This is a genomic window from Cytobacillus solani (genome assembly GCF_001420595.1).
Taxonomy (GTDB): Bacteria; Bacillota; Bacilli; order Bacillales; family Cytobacillaceae; genus Cytobacillus; species Cytobacillus solani.
The window spans coordinates 4,769,803-4,787,671 of the sequence record NZ_LJIX01000006.1 but is presented as its reverse complement, the minus strand read 5'-3'; the positions used below and the strand labels follow the sequence as shown (position 1 = coordinate 4,787,671).

Genomic DNA, 17,869 nt, shown 5'->3' with positions numbered 1-17,869 from the left:
AAAAAGGTGAAAACATGATTAAATGCATTGCGATTGACATGGACGGAACGCTTTTAACAGCTGCTCAGCAGATAACGCCTGAAAACCTGGAAGCGATTCGCAGGGCCCAATCCAAAGGAGTAGAGGTGGTCATTGCAACAGGAAGATCGTATACAGAAGCTAGCTTTGTCTTAGATGCGGAAGGCTTAATATGTCCGATGATTTGTGTAAATGGAGCGGAAATACGATCGGCAAATAAAGAAATTGTTGCGACCAATTCATTAGAGAAATCGACAGCAAGAAAGATTACGGCCATTCTTGACAGGTATAGACTTTATTTTGAGGTATATACAAATAAAGGTACATTTACATTGGACGAGGAAAAGGCTGTTTCCATAATGGTTGACATTTATATGAGTGCAAACCCGGAAGCGGATGTCAATGAAGTAATGAAAGTCGCAGAGAAGAGAATAACAAAAGGACTTGTACATAAAGTGGAGAGCTATGATCTGCTTTTCAATAATGATGAACATCAAATCTATAAATTATTAGCCTTCTCTTTTGAACAAGATATCTTATCTGAGGCAAAGAGGGAGCTATTAAAGGTAGAAGGGTTAGCAATCTCTTCTTCCGGAGAGGAAAACTTAGAGCTGACAAGCATAAACGCCCAAAAAGGGATAGCACTTGAAAAGTTTGCACAAGCAAATGGGATTGACATGAAAGACACAATGGCTATTGGGGATAATTACAATGATCTTTCCATGTTTAATCTGGCTGGCTTATCCGTTGCAATGGGAAATGCAGATGAGGTGATTAAGGCACAGTGTGACAAAGTTACACTTACAAATGAGGAAAGCGGGGTCGCTAAGGCGATATGGGATGCTCTAGAAGGAGTAGAGGATTGAAGCGTGTATTAACAAGCCTGATTATTTTATTTGCTATCGTTGGTGCAGGCTGTTCACAAATAGAAGAGAAAGGACAAGAGGTGGATCAAGAGGCAAGTCTTCCCTATAAGGAGCCAAAAGTGATTGCAGATGGGCTGCAAATTCCTTGGTCAATTGATCAAAGTGAGGGCATCTTCTATCTGTCTGAAAGACCAGGGCATATTGTGAAAATAGAAGAAGAGAAAGCGGAACGTCAGAAGGTGGTTCTTGAGCAGCCGCTGGCAACTGCTGCAGAAGCAGGGCTTTTAGGCTTTGTATTGTCACCTGATTTTTCCAAAACAAAAGAAGCTTTTGCATACTATACGTATACAGACGGATCAGGACAGTTTAATCGAATCGTCCTTCTAAAGCAGGACAATGGAACTTGGAAGGAAACAAGGCTTCTACTGGACCAAATACCAAGTGGTCAGTTCCATCATGGAGGAAGAATTGAGATAGGACCGGATGGCAAGCTTTATGCCACAACTGGCGATGCATCCAACGAGCCAGAGATCGCGCAGGATATTCATTCCCTAGGCGGGAAAATCTTGAGAATGAACCTTGATGGATCTATTCCAGCAGACAATCCTATCCAGGATTCATATGTGTATACCTACGGACATCGAAATCCGCAAGGTCTGGCATGGACAAAGGACGGTATGTTATATGAAAGTGAGCATGGTCCCTCGGCAAATGATGAAGTGAATCTTATTCAACCGGGCCATAATTATGGCTGGCCGCTTATTAAAGGAAAAGAGAGCAAGGAAGGATTGGAGACGCCACTATTTACCTCAGGGGACAGCGCCACATGGGCACCTTCTGGCATGGCATTTTATGAAGGGAAGCTGTATGCTGCTGCTCTAAGAGGCAGTGCCGTGTTGGAGTTTGATTTAAAATCGAAGAAGATGAGAGAAGCCATTACAGGTCTTGGGCGGATTCGAGATGTATATATTAAGGATGGATTCCTATATTTTGTCAGCAATAATACAGATGGCCGCGGCACTCCGCTGGAAAAGGATGATAAGCTCTATCAAATTCCGCTAGCTGATCTATAGAGAAAAGGTCCGGTCTCATCCAGGCCTTTTCTGTTTTGATTCAATAGAATATTATTCTATTTTCAGGATCGTTCGAATAATTGGAGTGAGACCACTTACAATAAATTCAACAGCTATAACCATAACGATCAGTCCCATCAATCGCATTAAAATATTGTTTCCAGTTTCGCCTAAAAGATTATAAATACGCGTTGAGTTCAGTAAAATCAGATAGGTTGCAAAACAAACAATGGAAATAACAATGATTAAGATACCTTGAAAGACAATGCTTTCAGCTGTATCCATCATGAGGATGGCATTCGTAATCGCCCCCGGTCCGCAAATCATAGGGATGGCAAGTGGTGTAATGGAAATATCATTTGTATAGCTATTTACTTCTTTTTCACTGATTTTAGCCCGAACAAGTCTTGCTTGAAGCATGTCCTGCCCCATGAGAAAGAATATGACTCCGCCAACAACCTTTAGGCTGTTGATTGTAATTCCAAAAAATTTAAAAATTAGCTGCCCTGTTATTGCGAACAATACAAGAATAATAAAGGAAACAATCGTTGCTTTTCTTGCTGTTCGCTTCTTCATCTCTTTATCTAAATCAGCTGTCATTGAGAGATAAATAGGCATAACACCGAGAGGATTTATAAGAGTAAAGAATGAAGTAAACCCAAGTAAGGCAAAAGCAAAATACTCGTGCATAAAAACCTCCAAAATTTTAATAACATATGTGCTAGTATATCAATATTTGTAAAAAAGCTAAACACGAAGAGTAAGAGAAAACAAAAAGCCCTATCATTTTAGATAAGGCTTACACTCGTTTTTTATATGTCCACTGCTTGTGTGCGAGTAACTCAACATTGCCATATGCAGTGTCTAATATCGCTAAGGTGTTTCAATAGTTAAATTTAATGATTCCATTTGTGACATGTAGAGCTCTTCGTACTTCTTATCAGTTAAATAGGATATTTCTTGTTCTGCTGCATCTGGATTTTCCTTTTTAACATCTTCTTTTAGTATATTATATATTTCCTCTGTTAAAACTCTTTGTTTAAAGTAAGTATTTAATTGAGTATTATATTCGTCTGATGAGCTAGCTTCTATTAGCTTCTTAGCTAATTCTGCTTGATCTACCTTTTGAGTAAAGTCATCGATCTTTTTTTGTAAAACTTGTTCATCTACTTTTAAACCCTTTTCCTCTGCAAGAAGATACATGGAGTTCTGTTCAATCATTTTGGATAGATTGACATTATAATTATCATGATATTTGATTTGTTCATCCCAGTATTTAAGCTTGTCTTCCAATTCCTTACCTGTAAGGCTTTGCTGGTCTTGAAGTCGATTCAATTCAATCTCAACTTTACTCATTAACTCGAAAAATTTAAGATCAGCATATGTGTAAACCATTCCATTAATTGTAACAACCTTGTCTTCATTCGTTAGCTTTTCCATACTCACATCTTCGTTTCCGGTATCACTTTTTTTCTCTTCGCTCGGATTTGAGGCTGCATTTATCTGGCAGCCGGCAAGAAAGCTGCATACAATTAAAATCAGCAAGGTAGTGAATAATCTTTTTTTACACATGTTCCTCATTCCTCATCAACATCAAATATAATTGCTTTTTCAAAGGATTCCCCATCTTTATCCGCTTCAATATTGGCAATCCATTCGCCCGCCATCGGCAACTCTACACTTGATTCGTATAGCCCATTCCCTTTATCTTGAAGGTTCAAATGGATTTCGCCATGGTCCATTTTTGCCATTTCAAGATTAGCAATGATTTCTAATCCTTCTATTGGCTTTCCATCCTCAGAAACTTTAAATATAATAGGTGAATCCTTCTCCCCATTATACGTTGGGGGTGTATCTATAGAGAACTCATAATTAGAGCCAGAACTACAGCCTGTGAGAAGGATAAGCAATAGTGTCAATATAGAAAAAAGCTTCCTCATTTTTTTCCAACCTCCTGCAAATGGTTACTCATAAAGTCGTCAACTGTATATTTGATAATTGTTCCTTCATTTAGAAAGGCAACATTTGTACAAGTTTGTTTAATTTCATCCATATGATGTGAAGACATCAAGATGGTCTTACCTGATAATGATTTCAGAATATCTAGCACCTCTTTGCGGCCAATTGGATCCAGTCCACTTGTTGGCTCGTCTAGGATTAAAATATCTGTATCGTAATAAAGCATGACACCAAGACCAAGGCGTTGCAGCATTCCTTTTGAATATCCTTTAATTTGGTGATGTCGATCGTCCCATAAAGACACAAGTCTCAGCTTTTCTTCCATCTTTTTCTCGTCTATTTCCTTTGAACTAAGGGAAGCAAAGAAGCGCATGTTTTCTTCCCCTGTCAGATGCGGATAAAGATGGAACTTTTCAGGTAAATAGGAAACTATTTTTTTCCATTCTCCTTTTTTGTGGGAATATCCCCCTAATTGAATGGATCCTTTTTTCACGGGAAGCAGGCCAAGCATAGAATGGATCAAGGTGGATTTACCAGCTCCATTCCGACCTACTAAAGCGCAATGCTCATTTTTTTCTATGATTAAATTTATATTATTTAGTACATTCTTATCTTTATAGGATTGATAAAGCCCCGTTATTTCAATCATGATTTTTCCCCCTTGCTTCTAAGCAGTATAGACATCTCGAAGAAAATGACCATCCATAGGACAATATCAATTAGAAGGAATTTCCATGGTTGCATCCAAATCATTTTTTCCATTAATCTGGACATGTTATTTAAAGAGAATAGACCTAGTGACGTCTCTAAAAAGAGTTGAAGGGTATGGATTGGATCTAAAAAATATAACCAAGAAAAAAGTTTTACATTTTCATATGAAACAGAAGAGACATATTGCAAAAATACAAGATCAATAAGAAAGATAAAGAAAAACCAAGTGAAAATCACGGCGCCAATCAGCTGCATTTTTGTATTGCAAATACTGCCGAGGAACAGTCCAATTTGATTAAAAATGAGTAAAAGGACAATCACAGTTCCTAAAAAAAATAGAAAGCTAGCTAGGTGAAATTGAAGAAACCATTTCATGAAAATAGCTAGAACAAAATACCAGACAACAAAGACACTAATAATAACACAATGAATGGCGAGACTTTTTTTCAATAATAGGGTCCGATAGGATTCTTTCTTTGTTAAAAGAATCATCGAAGTTTTTAACTCTCTTTCTTGAAAAATAGAAAAGGCAGATAGAAAAAGGCCAAAAATCGGAATGAGATAAACATTCATACCGTGAAGAGAAAGGAGAAAGGCGTCAAATCCTAATGCATCTGGATATGAACGTGCCTCCACTAATAAAAAGATGGAGGTAAGTATTACCATTGCAAGTCCTAGCCATAAACCTTTTCCACGTGATTGTTCAAGCCACTCCTTCCAAATGTAATTCATTGTCAACGGCTCCTTTTCGAATTGTAAAATCGACCAATACCAACCAAAAGAATTGGAATGGAAAATAATAGCATCGGCACCCAAGTAGGTGAACGGCCTTTTTGCTTTGCTATTAATGGAAATTGATCTTCGACCATTACATCCTGAGTATTCATTACCTCATTAATCTTTTCATAGATACCAATGGAAGGGCTTTTCAGAAATAGATAAGCAAGCTCGTTTTCATCAATTAACTTATATAATGAGGATTTATACTCAATGGGTGAATCACCAATACCGTTTTGATCTAAATCAAAACCAGATTGTTCATTTCCCCAATAATTTCCGCGACCATTTTTGAACCAATGATTTGTAGCCTCTCCGCCAACATTTAATACATGGGCTACATTTTGCTTGAAATGGTTATCTGTAAATACCTGATTGGTTGAGGAAGACCATAGTTCAATACCAATATCATTATGGAAAAATTTATTTCCAATAATTTGATTTTGATTCGATTGTTCTAAATAGATTCCTCGCTGGTTTAAATAAAATTCATTATTTTTAATGATATTATCTTCACTAGTTTGGATGATTAGCCCAAAAGACCTTGATCCTTGATTGAAAGAAAATTGATTTTCTTCTAAAATAATTCCTTGTGAGTGCATGATAGCTGCACCACCGGTATTTTTAATAAAGTGATTATTAATAAACTTGTTGTCATTTGAGTACATATAGTGGAGACCATAACGAGTCCTAGTAACAAGGGTATCTTTTACTTCAACTTGGTCTGCAAATTCAAAAAAAATGCCGTCTCTAGTTTGAGTAATAAAGGAATCTTGTATCATAATATCGGAAGATCGAATAAGTTGAATTCCATTCCCTTGACTACCAAGCTTTCCAGTTCCTTGCCCAGTCACTGAAACATTTTTTACTTCAGCGTGCCTCACCTTATTTAGAAATAAGCCATGGTAAACATCGTGAATAACAAGATTAATGAATTGATGGTGGTCTCCTTTAGCACGAATACCAGAAAACTCCTGATCTGAGCTTCTGTTTAAACTACCGTGCTCAATCGTCAAATTTTTCAATGTTACGTTTGAAGCATCTATTGTTATTACATTGCCTTTTCCATTTCCTCGTATGACTGTGTTTTCTTCACCGGTTATTGTTAGTGGTTTATTAATTTTAATATTTCCATCGTATTTTTTTCCTTCTAGTATTAACTCGCCATTTCTCGGTGTTTCATCTATTAATTGTTGTAAGGGAACATTGGCAGAGACGGGAGAATTGGTAAATATCCAGATGCCTATTGCAACAAATAATAAAACAAAATGCCTCATTTCTTTCGCTCCAACCATAAAGGAATAAGGGTGCAAATAAAAGCAGCACCAAGTATAAAGGCACCTGTTGTAAAGTAACTATTAGTTACAAAATTAGCAATGGTGTTTTCTCCGATAATTGGGGGGACAAAAGGATCTAATTCAATAGGTGCTTTCGGATCAAGCTCAGTACCAAATTTCTTGAGCCATCTCTTCATATCGTAAATACCAAGAATCCCTCCGATGGTAAATAAACCAATCCCAACATATAGTAGTTTCTTCTTCCGAAGGAATCCTATCATTAAGATAATGATAGCTAGGCCAATAACAAGATATTTCATATATGGTAATTCAGGAAAACTTTCATTGCTGAATTCCGTCATGCCAATATAGTGATTTAGACCATTAACAATATCGATATCTCCAGCTAATGTGTACGGATAAACAATAATATCGAGGCCTTCCGGATATTGCGGTGCAAAGAACTTCATACCCCACCAAGGGAAAAATAGGGAGGTAACTAAAAGGGCAGCAGCTATTATTAAACTAAGCATAGAACCAATTGATAATTTTTTAGACATGCCTTTCATCTCCTATATTTTGAACTTCCATTTTTCAAAGGTTCAAAATGGTGTCAAAGGTAGGAGGGTATTGTTCGTTATTTACCAATACCCTCCAAGAATAAATTATAGTTGATAATTACAATGCTTTATTTAGGTTCAACTAGTAAATATCCGCTCATTTCTTGGTGTAGCGCTGAACAGAAGTTTGTACAGTAAATAGGGAATGTACCTGCTTTGTCAGCTGTAAATTCCAATGTGTTTGTTTGTCCTGGCTGAACCTCGTAATTCAGGTTATAGTCCATAATACCGAACCCATGGGTTATATCTTGGTCAAGGTCAATGTTTGTCAAGTGGATAAAGACTTTATCACCTTGTTTCACAGTCAGTTCATCTGGACGTTTAGATTTAGCATCAAATATGAACTTTGAACGCATGGCAATCCCGTAAACATGGACTTCATTTCCTTTTCTTTCAATCCGTGTGTCTTCCTGGCTCCATACGGAATTAGGACGCTTCTCATCCTTTTCATAAATTGGTATTGTTTTAATTTTGTCTGCTTTAATAATTTGTGCATAATGTGGTTCAGGATCCACTGGATTGGTATAGACCAGTTCCATTTTGTCATTAGAAATATCGATTAATTCCATAGATTCTGGATGTGAAGGCCCTACTGATAAGAAAGCATCCTTTGCAATTTTATTTAATGATACAAGCCAGTTCCCATCTGGAGAAGCTGTATCCCCTTCAGCGGCAGAGGAGTGACCTGGTGAATAATGGACAGGAATTCGATCGATTACTTCCCCAGTGTCAATTTTCCACTTAATAACTTCTGAAGAAATAAACATTGTATTATAGGCATTTCCTTTGTCGTCATATTGGGTATGAAGAGGACCTAAAGCTCCTGGAGGATCAACCTCACGTTCCATCACCTTATCATATGGAAGAACAGGAATACCGAATTTCTCATCCGTAAAATCCTCATTTTTAACTGCTTCCATAGCTTTTTCAAAGGAGAAAACAGTCATTAGTGGAGCAAGTTTACCAGAAGCGATGAATCTTGTTCCATCAGGTGTAAAGTCCACTCCATGCGGAGACTTAGCTACTGGAATTGCATAAATTGATCCTTTAACTTTTGTTGGGTCAATCACTTTTGCACCGTTAATTTCCTCGAATTGGCCATCAGCAACCTTTTTCTCAAGTTCTTTCCAGTTAAGCAATACAATGTAGTCACGGTCATTTTGTGAAGCATTAATTTCTAAGTTAGTTGTTGCAAATTCAGTATTATACGTAGTCATGACAATCCAGTCGCCGGAAACCTTTTTACCGGCATCAGATAAATCGTAAGACCAAGGTGGAAGCATGATTTGGTAGCCTAAATCAAACTTCTTTGTTTCCTGGTCAAATTTAACCATTGAAACAATTCCTTTATATTTTTCTTCAAATTGGTCCAGAGATGCATAATCTCCTCCGAGAGGTCTAGAAAAGCGAGTAGGCATAACAATATATTCTGTATTTTGTGTTACAAATGTACCTGCATGAGGTCCACCCATATTAGGCATGCTCATAATATCTGCTGTATGAAATGTTTTTAAATCGACAGCAGCTATTCGGTTATTGGCCACGTCATTGGCAAATACAAACTTTCCATCATATTCAGCATCTGTTTCAGATATTGCTGGATGGTGGAAGTCACCCCAAGTAAAACCACCTAACATTTTCTTTGTGGCATCATCAAATCCATAACCTGTAGCTGGATCAGGAGTAAAAACTGGAACAGTCCGGAGTTTCCTCATTGACGGTACTCCATATACAAACAATTGACCAGAGTGTCCCCCTGATGAAAGCATATAGTAGTCATCGTGCTCACCATATGGAACGTAAACCTTTTCTGCATTCGTTTTGTTAGCGTTCTCATTGGTTGCTGATCCGGAAGGTCCTGATGAAAAATCCGCAAAAAATACTGTTGCTGCAAGGACGCCAGCAACTAAGCCGGTCGCAGCAGGAATCCAATTTTTCATTAATAATTGCACCGCCTTTTATTATTATATTTGTCTTTTGAGTCATCTAAGGTAATAGATATTATTCAGCTGCTTTTTTAAGTGCTTCTACAACTTGACTGATTTCTTCATCAGTTAATGGATTTCCGCCAATTACGCTAGACATAACTGCAGAAGTGGGTTCTTTTAAAAACTCAGCAAGTGGCTTGCCATGCTTGCCTTCAACATTATTAAATGCTTGTGTTAAATCAGGACCTGTTGCTCCACCCTCGAGATTTAATCCACTTACAGCATGACAGCCCAAGCATCCTTTTGCCTGAAGAATGTTATCATCAGAAACGGCTACTGTTTTATCTGTTTCTTCCGTTGCTTCCTCTGAGGATTTTGAGTCTTCCTTATCATTTACAGCTACTTCTGGCTGTGATTGACCAGGCGCTATAACATCAAATACTAAATAACCTAGCCCTAAGCCAATTAGAGCGCTAGTGACAAAAATAATTAAAGGTTTTTTCAATTGATTCCCCCCCTTTTTTTTGTATGTTTTTCCTTATTATCCTAACGTTTGGAAAGGGGAGGGCTGTGTGATGAGATTCACACCTTAGCTATTCTGCTGTGGATGTTCTGTGACTGGGTAGTGAAGAATTTGTGACGATTGAAAACCAAAAGGATCAAAAAACTCCTTTAAACCATACATCTATTAATATAAAACCAGTATTGATGATTTTTTTTGAGAAAGTGGATGTAGAAGGATAATGTGAAAAATGTCACATGCAACAACTGTAAGCTTAGATAGAATAAATATAAATATGAAATACTTTATAAGGTGGGAAATGAACATGAACAACCCAAATACAGCTCAGCAGCCAGATATTGAAGAGTTTTTAGGTCAAATAGAAGTGTTTAAGAACCTCCCAAAGCAATCGGTCCAATTAATTGATAAACGGATTGTAAAAAAAGCGTATAAAAAAGGTGAGCAAATTATTTCTGAGTATGAAGAGGCTCAAGGTGTCTTCTTTGTTTATTCAGGTATTGTGAAGTTAACGAAGCAGGATGAACATGGGAATGAAATCATTACTTGTATTAAGAAAAAAGGCGAAATTTTCGCAGAAGCTTGTTTGTTTAATGCGGAGGGCATGTGCTACCCGGCAACAGCAACGATGATTCAAGAAGGGGAAGTATACTTTTTAAATACAGATGACTTGGAGCAAGAGCTTGCGCTATCCCCAGAAATGTCTGTCCAAATCATCCGATATATGAGTGAACAGCTTCGGGATATGACATCGATCTTAAGAGATATTGCCCTTCTAGATGTTTATATGAAAACGATTCGTACGCTCGAGCGGCTTGCTGAGAAATTTGGAGCAAATCGCTGCAATAAAATGTATATTGAGCTTCCTATTACAGTTCAAGAGTTCTCCACCTTAGTTGGCACATCACGAGAAAGTGTCAGCAGAGTATTTTCAAAGCTTAAAAAAGATGGAATTATCGAAATCAAAGGGAAAACTATTGTTATTACCGATTGGTGTAAATTCTGTTCTCTGTTTCATCAAAAATTATAATTCACTAAAACAGGATTCTAATTAGAAAGAATTCTGTTTTTTGTTATAATAAAGAAAAAAGGCTCGTACTTAATAGAGGTGTAAATATGGCTGATTTTCGTTCAAGTGCTATCATTCATAAACCAGTGAAGGAAGTATTTCAATATATGGCAGGCATGGAGAATGTCCATGAGGTGATGCCGCTTGTTGCTAAAATGGAAAAGTTAACAGAAGGAGAGATCGGGAAAGGAACAAAATTTAAGGAAACGCGAATAGTTAGAGGAAAGGAAATCTTTGCAGATGTTGAATATATTCAATATGAGGAGAACCATTCCTTTACTTCAAGAAGCAATTCAAATGGATTAATTGTTGAGTATTACTATGTTTTCCATGAAATTGAAGAAGGAACACAAGTGGAGCTTGAGGCATTTATTAAAACAAGCGGTTTGAGGATGAAATTAACAAGGCCGATGATTGTCAAGATGATTAAGCAAGAAGACGGCTACCAGCTTGAGAACTTAAAGAATATGCTAGAGTCAGAAATCAATGAAACGAGTGATTTGCAAATATAATTCTTGTTTTGCAAAAAAACAGGCGGATATGCAAATAAAAATGGCATTTTGCAAAAAAAGCAGTTTTTCGCAAATTTGAAGTGAAAAACTGCCTTTTTTATTAGAACTTATAGGTCCAAAAACGCTCATTATGAATTCGTGCCATCACTGCGGGGTCTTGGTTTTTTAACTGTTCTTCCATTTCTGCGGCCATCAGCTGTGTTTGTGAAACATGCGCTTTTATGGCAGCCACCTTTAAATCAGCAACTTCACTTACATTGTTAACAACGTCTGCTTGGCCGATTTCTTCCTCGCAGTTATTAGAGAAGGCAACACAATGAACCTTTGGCCGCTTGTTTTCAGGCATATCTTTTACAGCTTTAATGACAGCGGCACCGCATGCATCATGGTCAGGATGTACAGCATAGCCTGGATAAAAGGTAATAATTAAAGAAGGCTTTACTTCTTTAATAATTGATCCCATATGGGCTGCAAGTACAGCTTCATTTTCAAATTCTACTGTTTTATCACGATAACCTAGCATGCGTAAATCGTTGATTCCAAGGACATTTGCAGCATCCTGCAGCTCTTTTTTTCTTATGTGCGGCAAGGATTCCCTCGTAGCAAATGGAGGATTTCCCATGTTTCTCCCCATTTCCCCGAGTGTCAAGCAAGCATATGTTACAGGGACCCCGCTCTTCGTATAGGAGGCAATTGTTCCTGAAACACCAAATGCTTCGTCATCTGGGTGAGGGAAAACGACTAATACATGTCTTTCTTTTTCCATGTCGCATACTCCTTTCTTTCACTTTATGTTCCGGTAAGCTCTAAAATGGCTGTTCACTTAATTGCAAGGAGACGGCCAGTTTGCCGCTAAAGTCATGTCCTGCTAGTAGCAGCCTTCCTTTGTTATCCACTTCAAAATGAGTAATTCCTTCTGCATACACCCAGCCGAAGCTCATTTTGAGCCCAACACGAAAAGGTCCATTTCCAGTTATTTTCCCATGTTCATATTGTAAAAGCGCATTCCGTATGTATGCTCCTGAAGAGAAAAAGGACTCATCGAAATGAGAAGCATATGCCCCGTTTGTTGTTTCTAAATGGATATACACTTCCTTTTGGGCAAAGCGATCCAATTCTTTTTGTACCTGATCAATAATTACCGGTTCCATCCTAATCCACCTTCTTCGTACGTTATCCCTATTTCTATCTTGATTTCAATTTTTATTTTACTAAAAAAGGAATGGAAAAGCGAAATTCATGCTTAAAGAAAAGCGCAATCGCCTTGGTTATCGCCGTACAAACTGGAAGGGCCGGTTCTTTCGATAAAGGAGACACAATGAGTGATAGCGAATTGATGTCGACTTATCGTAGGGAGGGGACCTGAAGTTTGATAGGCGATGGAGCTAGACAATTCTCTAACTCTAGAGTGTTTTCTGATGCTTTTAAAAAAACAGAGCCGCTTGGCTCTGTTTATGAATTAAGCTGTTCTGCTTCCAAACGACCTGTACCAAAACGGCGATAAGCTCCATGCATCGTTGGTCCAACATATTCATTTAATTTAAACCCATGACTAATAGCTGCTGTAATGAAATCCTTTGCAATTTCCACTGCTTCTTCTACTGTTTTCCCTTTTGCTAATTCTGCAGTAATAGCTGATGAGTAAGTGCAGCCTGCACCATGCGTGTAAGTCGTTTCAATTCGTTCGCTTTCAAACAGTTTAAATTCTTTCCCGTCATATAGCAGATCTACCGCTTTTTCATGCTGCAATTTACTTCCGCCTTTAATAAGGACATACTTTGCACCAAGCTCATGAATTTTCACAGCCGCTTCTTTCATATCATCAACGGTTTTGATCGGTCCCGTTTGAGCCAATTGCCATGCTTCAAAGAGGTTAGGTGTAACAACCGTTGCACGTGGAACAAGAATCGTTCTTAATGCTTCAGCAGTTTCTGGGTGAAGCACCTCATCTTCCCCTTTACAAACTAATACGGGGTCAATGACAACCCGGTCTAATTTATTTTCGTCTATCACTTTAGCTGCAAGTTCAATAATTTCAACAGAACCGAGCATACCCGTTTTCATTGCATCTATTCCAGTTGATAGGACCGTTTCTATTTGCGTTTCTAATGTATCAAGGGCAATTGGAAAGACATTATGATTCCAGTTGTTTTTTGGATCCATTGTCACGATTGTAGTTAGAGCTGTCATTCCGTAAACGCCTAGTTCTTGGAATGTTTTTAGGTCAGCTTGGATGCCTGCGCCTCCGCTTGTGTCAGATCCAGCAATAGTTAAGACTTTTTTCATCGTCATTTGCAAATTCCTCCCTGAAGTATTGCTTCATTAAATAAGTTGGTATTGTTTTTTCTATTATAACAATAATCACTTTTTCGAGAAACTTTAAATCAAAAGTCTTTTATTCCCAATTGCTATTCTCTATTATAAACGTAGGTGATAAAAATGAGAAGAATTCTATACATAGAAGATGATTTAGAAATTGGCAGCTGGGTGCAGGAGGATCTAGAGCAGAGAGGATATAACGTCCAGTGGTTAAAAACAGGCGAAGGAGCCGAAAAAGCAGTTATCAATAGTGATCTTGTCATATTAGATGTTATGCTCCCTGGACTTGACGGATTTACAGTCGGACAGCGGCTTAAAAAAGAGGCGCCTTATGTCCCTATATTAATGCTCTCGGCTCGTACAGCTGTAGATGATAAGCTGCATGGCTTACAATTCGCAGATGATTATGTAACAAAGCCCTTTCACCCGGATGAACTGGCAGCAAGAATTGAGGTATTGCTAAGAAGGTCTGGTCTATCGGTTTCAAATGAGATAAGGCTCGGCCATATATGTGTGAATCTCTCCGAAAATACCATTGTTGATCAGCGGAATGGAGAGGAAATCATTTTAACTGGCAAGCAATATCAGATATTTATGCATTTTATAAAACATCCAAATCAGATTCTAACGAAAGAGCAGATCTATGAGTCTGTTTGGGGAGAGCAGTACATGGAAGGCGACAAGACATTGATGGTTCATATTCGCTATCTTCGTGAAAAAATAGAAAAAAACCCAGGCTCACCTGAAATAATAGAAACAATCAGGGGAATCGGCTATAGGGTGAAGCAATGAAATTGAAAAACTCATTATTGAATCAGTATCTATTAATTATCTTATTTGCCATCATGATCGTACCAATATCCTTTTTAGGTATTTCAATTCTATTTTTTAATTATCTTCCTACTGATGTGGAGCCGAGTAAATATCAAAATGGGACAGATTTAGAAGCGATGTGGCATGAGGAAGCACAAAGCCTAGCTGGTGCTTCCGATGATCAAATAAACGAAAAGCTGACAGAAATAAAAAAGGAGTATTCAGAGGCATCTATGTTTTGGGTGGATGAAACAGGGCAGACGAGGGAAAGGCTGCCTGAAAGCCTTTCTGTTCCACCTTCATGGTCACCAGCCTTAACGATTGATTATATGAAAAAAAACCGTGGATTAGAGGTTGACCCTTTTACAGTCGTGGCTTTAATCGGCAAGAAAAAAGATGAAGGGTTTATGATTCTCCAGGTCCCGCGTTCAGCCATGCTCTCTGCTGGACAGAGTTTACAAGAACGGTACAGCTATGCCATTATTCTGGCTGTAGTAGCTGTATTAGCAATCTTTATATTTATCTCGTGGATTTTCTTCTACAAAATTAGAAAGCGCCTTCTGCGGCTTCAGCAGGCCATGTCCAGTCCAGCAGAAAGCGGCATTCCAGATACAATAAGTGTTGAGAAAAGGGATGAAATAGGGCAGCTGGAAGTTTCATTTAATGAAATGATTCATCAGCTTGAAATTAGCCGGGTCCGTGAGAAGGAAGAAGAAATGCTTAGAAGACAGCTGATTGCGAATTTATCACATGATTTAAGAACGCCATTAACAACGATTAGAGGACATGCCTTTAGCTTAAAGAAAGAAGCATTGAGTGACAAAGGTAAAGAATCGCTCGATTTAATCGACAATAAAATTGGCTATCTTGGCCAGCTAATTGAAAACCTTCTTTCTTATACATTATTGACAACAGGAAAGTATCCGTATTATCCAGAGAGGACAGACATGGTTCGGTTAGTAAAGACATCTTTTGCGGCATGGTACCCTGTATTTGAAGGAGCAGGCTTTCAAATGGAGGTTGAGTTTCCAGAGACGACCTTTTATTGGGAAGTTGATCCCCAAAGGGTGGAACGGGTGTTAGATAATTTTTATCAAAATATTTACCGGCATGCACGGAATGGCGCATATATTGGTGTGAAGATCGATGCTCATCTTCAGGAGATCTTCATTGAAGACCATGGTCCAGGGATGGGCGGGGAATCGATTGAAAAAGGAGCGGGAATCGGGCTTTCCATTGTATCTCTTATGCTGAAGGATATGAAGCTTAAATGGGAAACAGAAACAGGAGAGCATGGGACAATGATTAAAATTAGAAAAAGAAGTTGATGGCTGGCAGATAAAACGAAAAAAGAACTTACTTTTGAGCAGATGATTCTCAAAAATAGGTTCTTTTCTTTGTTAATTAAATATGTAAGGAGTTCTATTTATAATCAGCAATTGGGAATTCTTAAATAATCTCACATTTCTATGCATATAAATGCTTTGAGGTGGTTTTTATGACTAGGGATACAGGGAAATTTAGCTGGTCGAAACTTCCCGAGGGTGCAGAGGATGTTCTAGGTAAAGAGTTTTGGAATGATATTCAGCAGCTTTTCCCTAAAAAGGGACCACTTATTGATATGTATGAAACCGAACATGAAGGAATTATTCTTGTGGAATTACCAGGATTGCACTCTATTAATGATATAAAAATTAAGCTAAAAGACATGAATTTGGTTATTTTAGGCAATATTCCTGTTTTTTCGCTTAGCAGCAATGGGAAGGCAACTATAAAGGAAAGGTTTACAGGTCCCTTTGAAAGACAAATACCTCTTCCTTTTTCATTTATGGCAAAGAATGTCACTGCAAAGTATCAAAATGGTCTCCTTGTGATTAGGCTTGAAAAAGTGGTGAGTGAGCAATTAATTGATGTCCATTTCGAGTAATGAAGCGACGGAGGTGAAAAGAATGGCTCAGATTAAAATAAAGCAATTCGCGATTGGTCAAATCAAAGATTCTTCAGCTGTATTTTCTGGAAAAAATACACAGTATCGTTTTTCATCAGCCGCATACAAAGCAGAGGGAAATGGAACGATTCAGGGGAATCATAATCACATTTTTAATAATATTCATATGGTGAAAAATAATAAACCTACTTCAGAAAATGAGTGATTCCTTTGTTTTGGCATAAGCGGAGAAAAGATGATCTTTCTTACAAAGAACTGCAGAAGCAATTAGAGGATTTGCAGAAGAGGATCGATCGAATGAAGGAACATCAAAAGGCAGAATATCATTTTCATATTGATAGAGTAGATATTCATCAGCCTGTTCTTGATCAATTATCGTTTCACCTTGATCAAATTGATATAGAAGAATTGAGCGGTGCGCTCAATGTAGGGAATAATTTTGGCGTAAATATAGGAAATGAAAAAGAAAAGGGACAAAAGAACAAAAAGGAAAAACAATCTCAAGATAACAGTGTCTTCAAAACAACGAAAGAAGGCTATTCCATCTCTTTAAAAGACAAGGAGGCTAAGAATGACACTACTATCTCCTAACTTCTTTATTGGGACAATCCGAATTGGGACAGTAGAAGGTGCTTCATGTGTAAACTTCGGCAATAATGCTCCTTCGGGATTTGAAAGCTTTAAAAAACATAGTCAAGGCCTTGGGAGTATTAGTGGTGACGGGAATCATATTGAAGGCTTACGATCATTGTTAAATGACTCGGCCATTATGGATCTGCTAACCAGCCGGGATGAGAAGGATGTTCCAGATTGGGTAAAGGAGTTAATACAAGAAAAGATGAAAGGGGAGGACTAATGGTGTCCATCCCCTTTTTTTTTGTTACTCTGATTCATTTGGCTGGGCTCAGTGATAATAGGCATATCTATTAAATCATTATCGTAAACAACATTTATATTATTCATTAGGTGATTAAAGTCTCCTATCACCGTTCCCAATGCGCTGTTTTCTTTTGTTTGTGATTGCCAGTTTAATTGAATATTAGATCCTGTAAAAACACCAGAATTTTGGCTAATGCTATTAATTGAAATCGAATCAAAGACAATTTTCATGTAAATTCCTCAATACTGTATATTAGGCTGTGGATTGATCACTTCAGGAGTATTAATTGGAGTATCAACTAAATCGTTATCAAAATTAATATTCAGATTGCCTGTTGCAGCCGCCAATCCAAACTGCTGACCGGCAGCAAGATTATTTTTCCCTTGAAAAGACCAGTCCGCTTGGTTGTTTTGACCTGTTGCTACTGATGAGTTTTGATTGATTGTGTTTACTGCAATTTGGTTGAAAATGATGGATACAGGCATCGTCTTCCCCCTTTACGAAAAGCTGCGCCCTTGAATAATTTGTCAAAGGTGATCATACGTAAGCGGCATGATTTTTTAAATAAAGCATAATTGC

General features: G+C 37.8%; 24 protein-coding genes. 10 read left to right on the top strand and 14 right to left on the bottom strand.

Annotation, left to right across the window (positions count from 1 at the left end):
- The first annotated feature begins 14 nt into the window (after positions 1-14).
- Both AN957_RS25560 and AN957_RS25555 read left to right on the top strand, forming a co-directional pair.
- A complete protein-coding gene (locus AN957_RS25560) occupies positions 15-884 on the top strand; it encodes a Cof-type HAD-IIB family hydrolase (RefSeq protein ID WP_053478457.1) in 870 nt (289 codons plus the stop codon).
- The gene (locus AN957_RS25555; RefSeq protein WP_056686857.1) at positions 881-1,957 is read left to right on the top strand and encodes a PQQ-dependent sugar dehydrogenase; all 1,077 of its coding nucleotides are present in this window, start codon (positions 881-883) and stop codon (positions 1,955-1,957) included. The genes AN957_RS25560 and AN957_RS25555 overlap by 4 nt, the downstream gene beginning before the upstream one ends.
- Before the next feature lie 51 nt (positions 1,958-2,008).
- Here the strand turns inward: AN957_RS25555 and AN957_RS25550 are convergent, their stop codons facing one another.
- The 9 genes from AN957_RS25550 to AN957_RS25510 form a co-directional block, all read right to left on the bottom strand.
- Positions 2,009-2,647 (bottom strand): MarC family protein, encoded by a 639-nt coding sequence (locus AN957_RS25550; protein WP_053478459.1) that lies wholly within the window; start codon positions 2,645-2,647, stop codon positions 2,009-2,011.
- A 183-nt stretch (positions 2,648-2,830) separates the two neighbouring features.
- The gene (locus tag AN957_RS25545) at positions 2,831-3,529 is read right to left on the bottom strand and encodes a hypothetical protein (protein ID WP_053478460.1); all 699 of its coding nucleotides are present in this window, start codon (positions 3,527-3,529) and stop codon (positions 2,831-2,833) included.
- Positions 3,530-3,534: 5 nt separating this feature from the next.
- Entirely contained in the window at positions 3,535-3,897 is a 363-nt protein-coding gene (locus tag AN957_RS25540) for a FixH family protein (RefSeq protein ID WP_053478461.1), read from the bottom strand.
- The gene (locus tag AN957_RS25535; RefSeq protein ID WP_053478462.1) at positions 3,894-4,565 is read right to left on the bottom strand and encodes an ABC transporter ATP-binding protein; all 672 of its coding nucleotides are present in this window, start codon (positions 4,563-4,565) and stop codon (positions 3,894-3,896) included. The genes AN957_RS25540 and AN957_RS25535 overlap by 4 nt, the downstream gene beginning before the upstream one ends.
- On the bottom strand, positions 4,562-5,359 hold the full coding sequence (locus tag AN957_RS25530) for an ABC transporter permease (RefSeq protein ID WP_053478463.1): 798 nt from the start codon (positions 5,357-5,359) through the stop codon (positions 4,562-4,564). The genes AN957_RS25535 and AN957_RS25530 overlap by 4 nt, the downstream gene beginning before the upstream one ends.
- Positions 5,360-5,361: 2 nt before the next feature.
- A complete protein-coding gene (gene nosD / locus AN957_RS25525; protein WP_075209262.1) occupies positions 5,362-6,681 on the bottom strand; it encodes a nitrous oxide reductase family maturation protein NosD in 1,320 nt (439 codons plus the stop codon).
- Positions 6,678-7,241: a hypothetical protein gene (locus AN957_RS25520; RefSeq protein WP_053478465.1), complete on the bottom strand. Its 564-nt coding sequence runs from the start codon at positions 7,239-7,241 to the stop codon at positions 6,678-6,680. The genes nosD and AN957_RS25520 overlap by 4 nt, the downstream gene beginning before the upstream one ends.
- Positions 7,242-7,369: 128 nt before the next feature.
- The gene (gene nosZ, locus AN957_RS25515) at positions 7,370-9,241 is read right to left on the bottom strand and encodes a Sec-dependent nitrous-oxide reductase (protein WP_053478466.1); all 1,872 of its coding nucleotides are present in this window, start codon (positions 9,239-9,241) and stop codon (positions 7,370-7,372) included.
- 61 nt (positions 9,242-9,302) lie between these two features.
- Positions 9,303-9,734 (bottom strand): cytochrome c, encoded by a 432-nt coding sequence (locus AN957_RS25510; RefSeq protein WP_053478467.1) that lies wholly within the window; start codon positions 9,732-9,734, stop codon positions 9,303-9,305.
- A 322-nt stretch (positions 9,735-10,056) separates the two neighbouring features.
- Between AN957_RS25510 and AN957_RS25505 the strand changes: the two genes are divergently transcribed.
- Both AN957_RS25505 and AN957_RS25500 read left to right on the top strand, forming a co-directional pair.
- Complete coding sequence (locus AN957_RS25505; RefSeq protein WP_053478468.1) at positions 10,057-10,779, top strand: Crp/Fnr family transcriptional regulator; 723 nt, start codon at positions 10,057-10,059, stop codon at positions 10,777-10,779.
- Positions 10,780-10,865: 86 nt separating this feature from the next.
- The gene (locus AN957_RS25500) at positions 10,866-11,330 is read left to right on the top strand and encodes an SRPBCC family protein (protein ID WP_056686854.1); all 465 of its coding nucleotides are present in this window, start codon (positions 10,866-10,868) and stop codon (positions 11,328-11,330) included.
- A gap of 100 nt (positions 11,331-11,430) precedes the next feature.
- On the opposite strand, the gene bshB2 is transcribed toward AN957_RS25500, so the two are convergent.
- From bshB2 to pdxK, 3 genes are all read right to left on the bottom strand, one after another.
- A complete protein-coding gene (gene bshB2 / locus AN957_RS25495) occupies positions 11,431-12,096 on the bottom strand; it encodes a bacillithiol biosynthesis deacetylase BshB2 (RefSeq protein WP_053478470.1) in 666 nt (221 codons plus the stop codon).
- 40 nt (positions 12,097-12,136) lie between these two features.
- Positions 12,137-12,481 (bottom strand): YojF family protein, encoded by a 345-nt coding sequence (locus tag AN957_RS25490; protein ID WP_053478471.1) that lies wholly within the window; start codon positions 12,479-12,481, stop codon positions 12,137-12,139.
- Positions 12,482-12,782: 301 nt separating this feature from the next.
- Positions 12,783-13,622, bottom strand: a complete 840-nt coding sequence (pdxK, locus tag AN957_RS25485; RefSeq protein ID WP_053478472.1) for a pyridoxine/pyridoxal/pyridoxamine kinase — start codon at positions 13,620-13,622, stop codon at positions 12,783-12,785.
- Positions 13,623-13,769: 147 nt separating this feature from the next.
- On the opposite strand from pdxK, the gene AN957_RS25480 reads away from it, so the two are divergent.
- From AN957_RS25480 to AN957_RS25455, 6 genes are all read left to right on the top strand, one after another.
- Positions 13,770-14,441: a response regulator transcription factor gene (locus AN957_RS25480; protein ID WP_075209261.1), complete on the top strand. Its 672-nt coding sequence runs from the start codon at positions 13,770-13,772 to the stop codon at positions 14,439-14,441.
- Entirely contained in the window at positions 14,438-15,790 is a 1,353-nt protein-coding gene (locus AN957_RS25475; protein WP_056686851.1) for a HAMP domain-containing sensor histidine kinase, read from the top strand. The genes AN957_RS25480 and AN957_RS25475 overlap by 4 nt, the downstream gene beginning before the upstream one ends.
- A 170-nt stretch (positions 15,791-15,960) precedes the next feature.
- Positions 15,961-16,389, top strand: coding sequence for an Hsp20/alpha crystallin family protein (locus AN957_RS25470; RefSeq protein WP_056686848.1), 429 nt, complete (start codon positions 15,961-15,963; stop codon positions 16,387-16,389).
- A 22-nt stretch (positions 16,390-16,411) separates the two neighbouring features.
- On the top strand, positions 16,412-16,615 hold the full coding sequence (locus AN957_RS25465) for a hypothetical protein (protein WP_056686845.1): 204 nt from the start codon (positions 16,412-16,414) through the stop codon (positions 16,613-16,615).
- Positions 16,616-16,620: 5 nt separating this feature from the next.
- Positions 16,621-17,001 carry a hypothetical protein gene (locus AN957_RS25460; protein ID WP_056686842.1) on the top strand — a complete coding sequence of 127 codons (381 nt, stop codon included), beginning with the start codon at positions 16,621-16,623 and terminating at the stop codon, positions 16,999-17,001.
- The gene (locus AN957_RS25455) at positions 16,982-17,266 is read left to right on the top strand and encodes a hypothetical protein (protein WP_053478477.1); all 285 of its coding nucleotides are present in this window, start codon (positions 16,982-16,984) and stop codon (positions 17,264-17,266) included. The genes AN957_RS25460 and AN957_RS25455 overlap by 20 nt, the downstream gene beginning before the upstream one ends.
- Here the strand turns inward: AN957_RS25455 and AN957_RS25450 are convergent.
- Both AN957_RS25450 and AN957_RS25445 read right to left on the bottom strand, forming a co-directional pair.
- A complete protein-coding gene (locus tag AN957_RS25450) occupies positions 17,263-17,520 on the bottom strand; it encodes a spore germination protein (RefSeq protein ID WP_056686838.1) in 258 nt (85 codons plus the stop codon). The genes AN957_RS25455 and AN957_RS25450 overlap by 4 nt on opposite strands.
- 9 nt (positions 17,521-17,529) lie before the next feature.
- Positions 17,530-17,775, bottom strand: a complete 246-nt coding sequence (locus AN957_RS25445) for a hypothetical protein (RefSeq protein ID WP_053478479.1) — start codon at positions 17,773-17,775, stop codon at positions 17,530-17,532.
- Positions 17,776-17,869 lie beyond the last annotated feature (94 nt).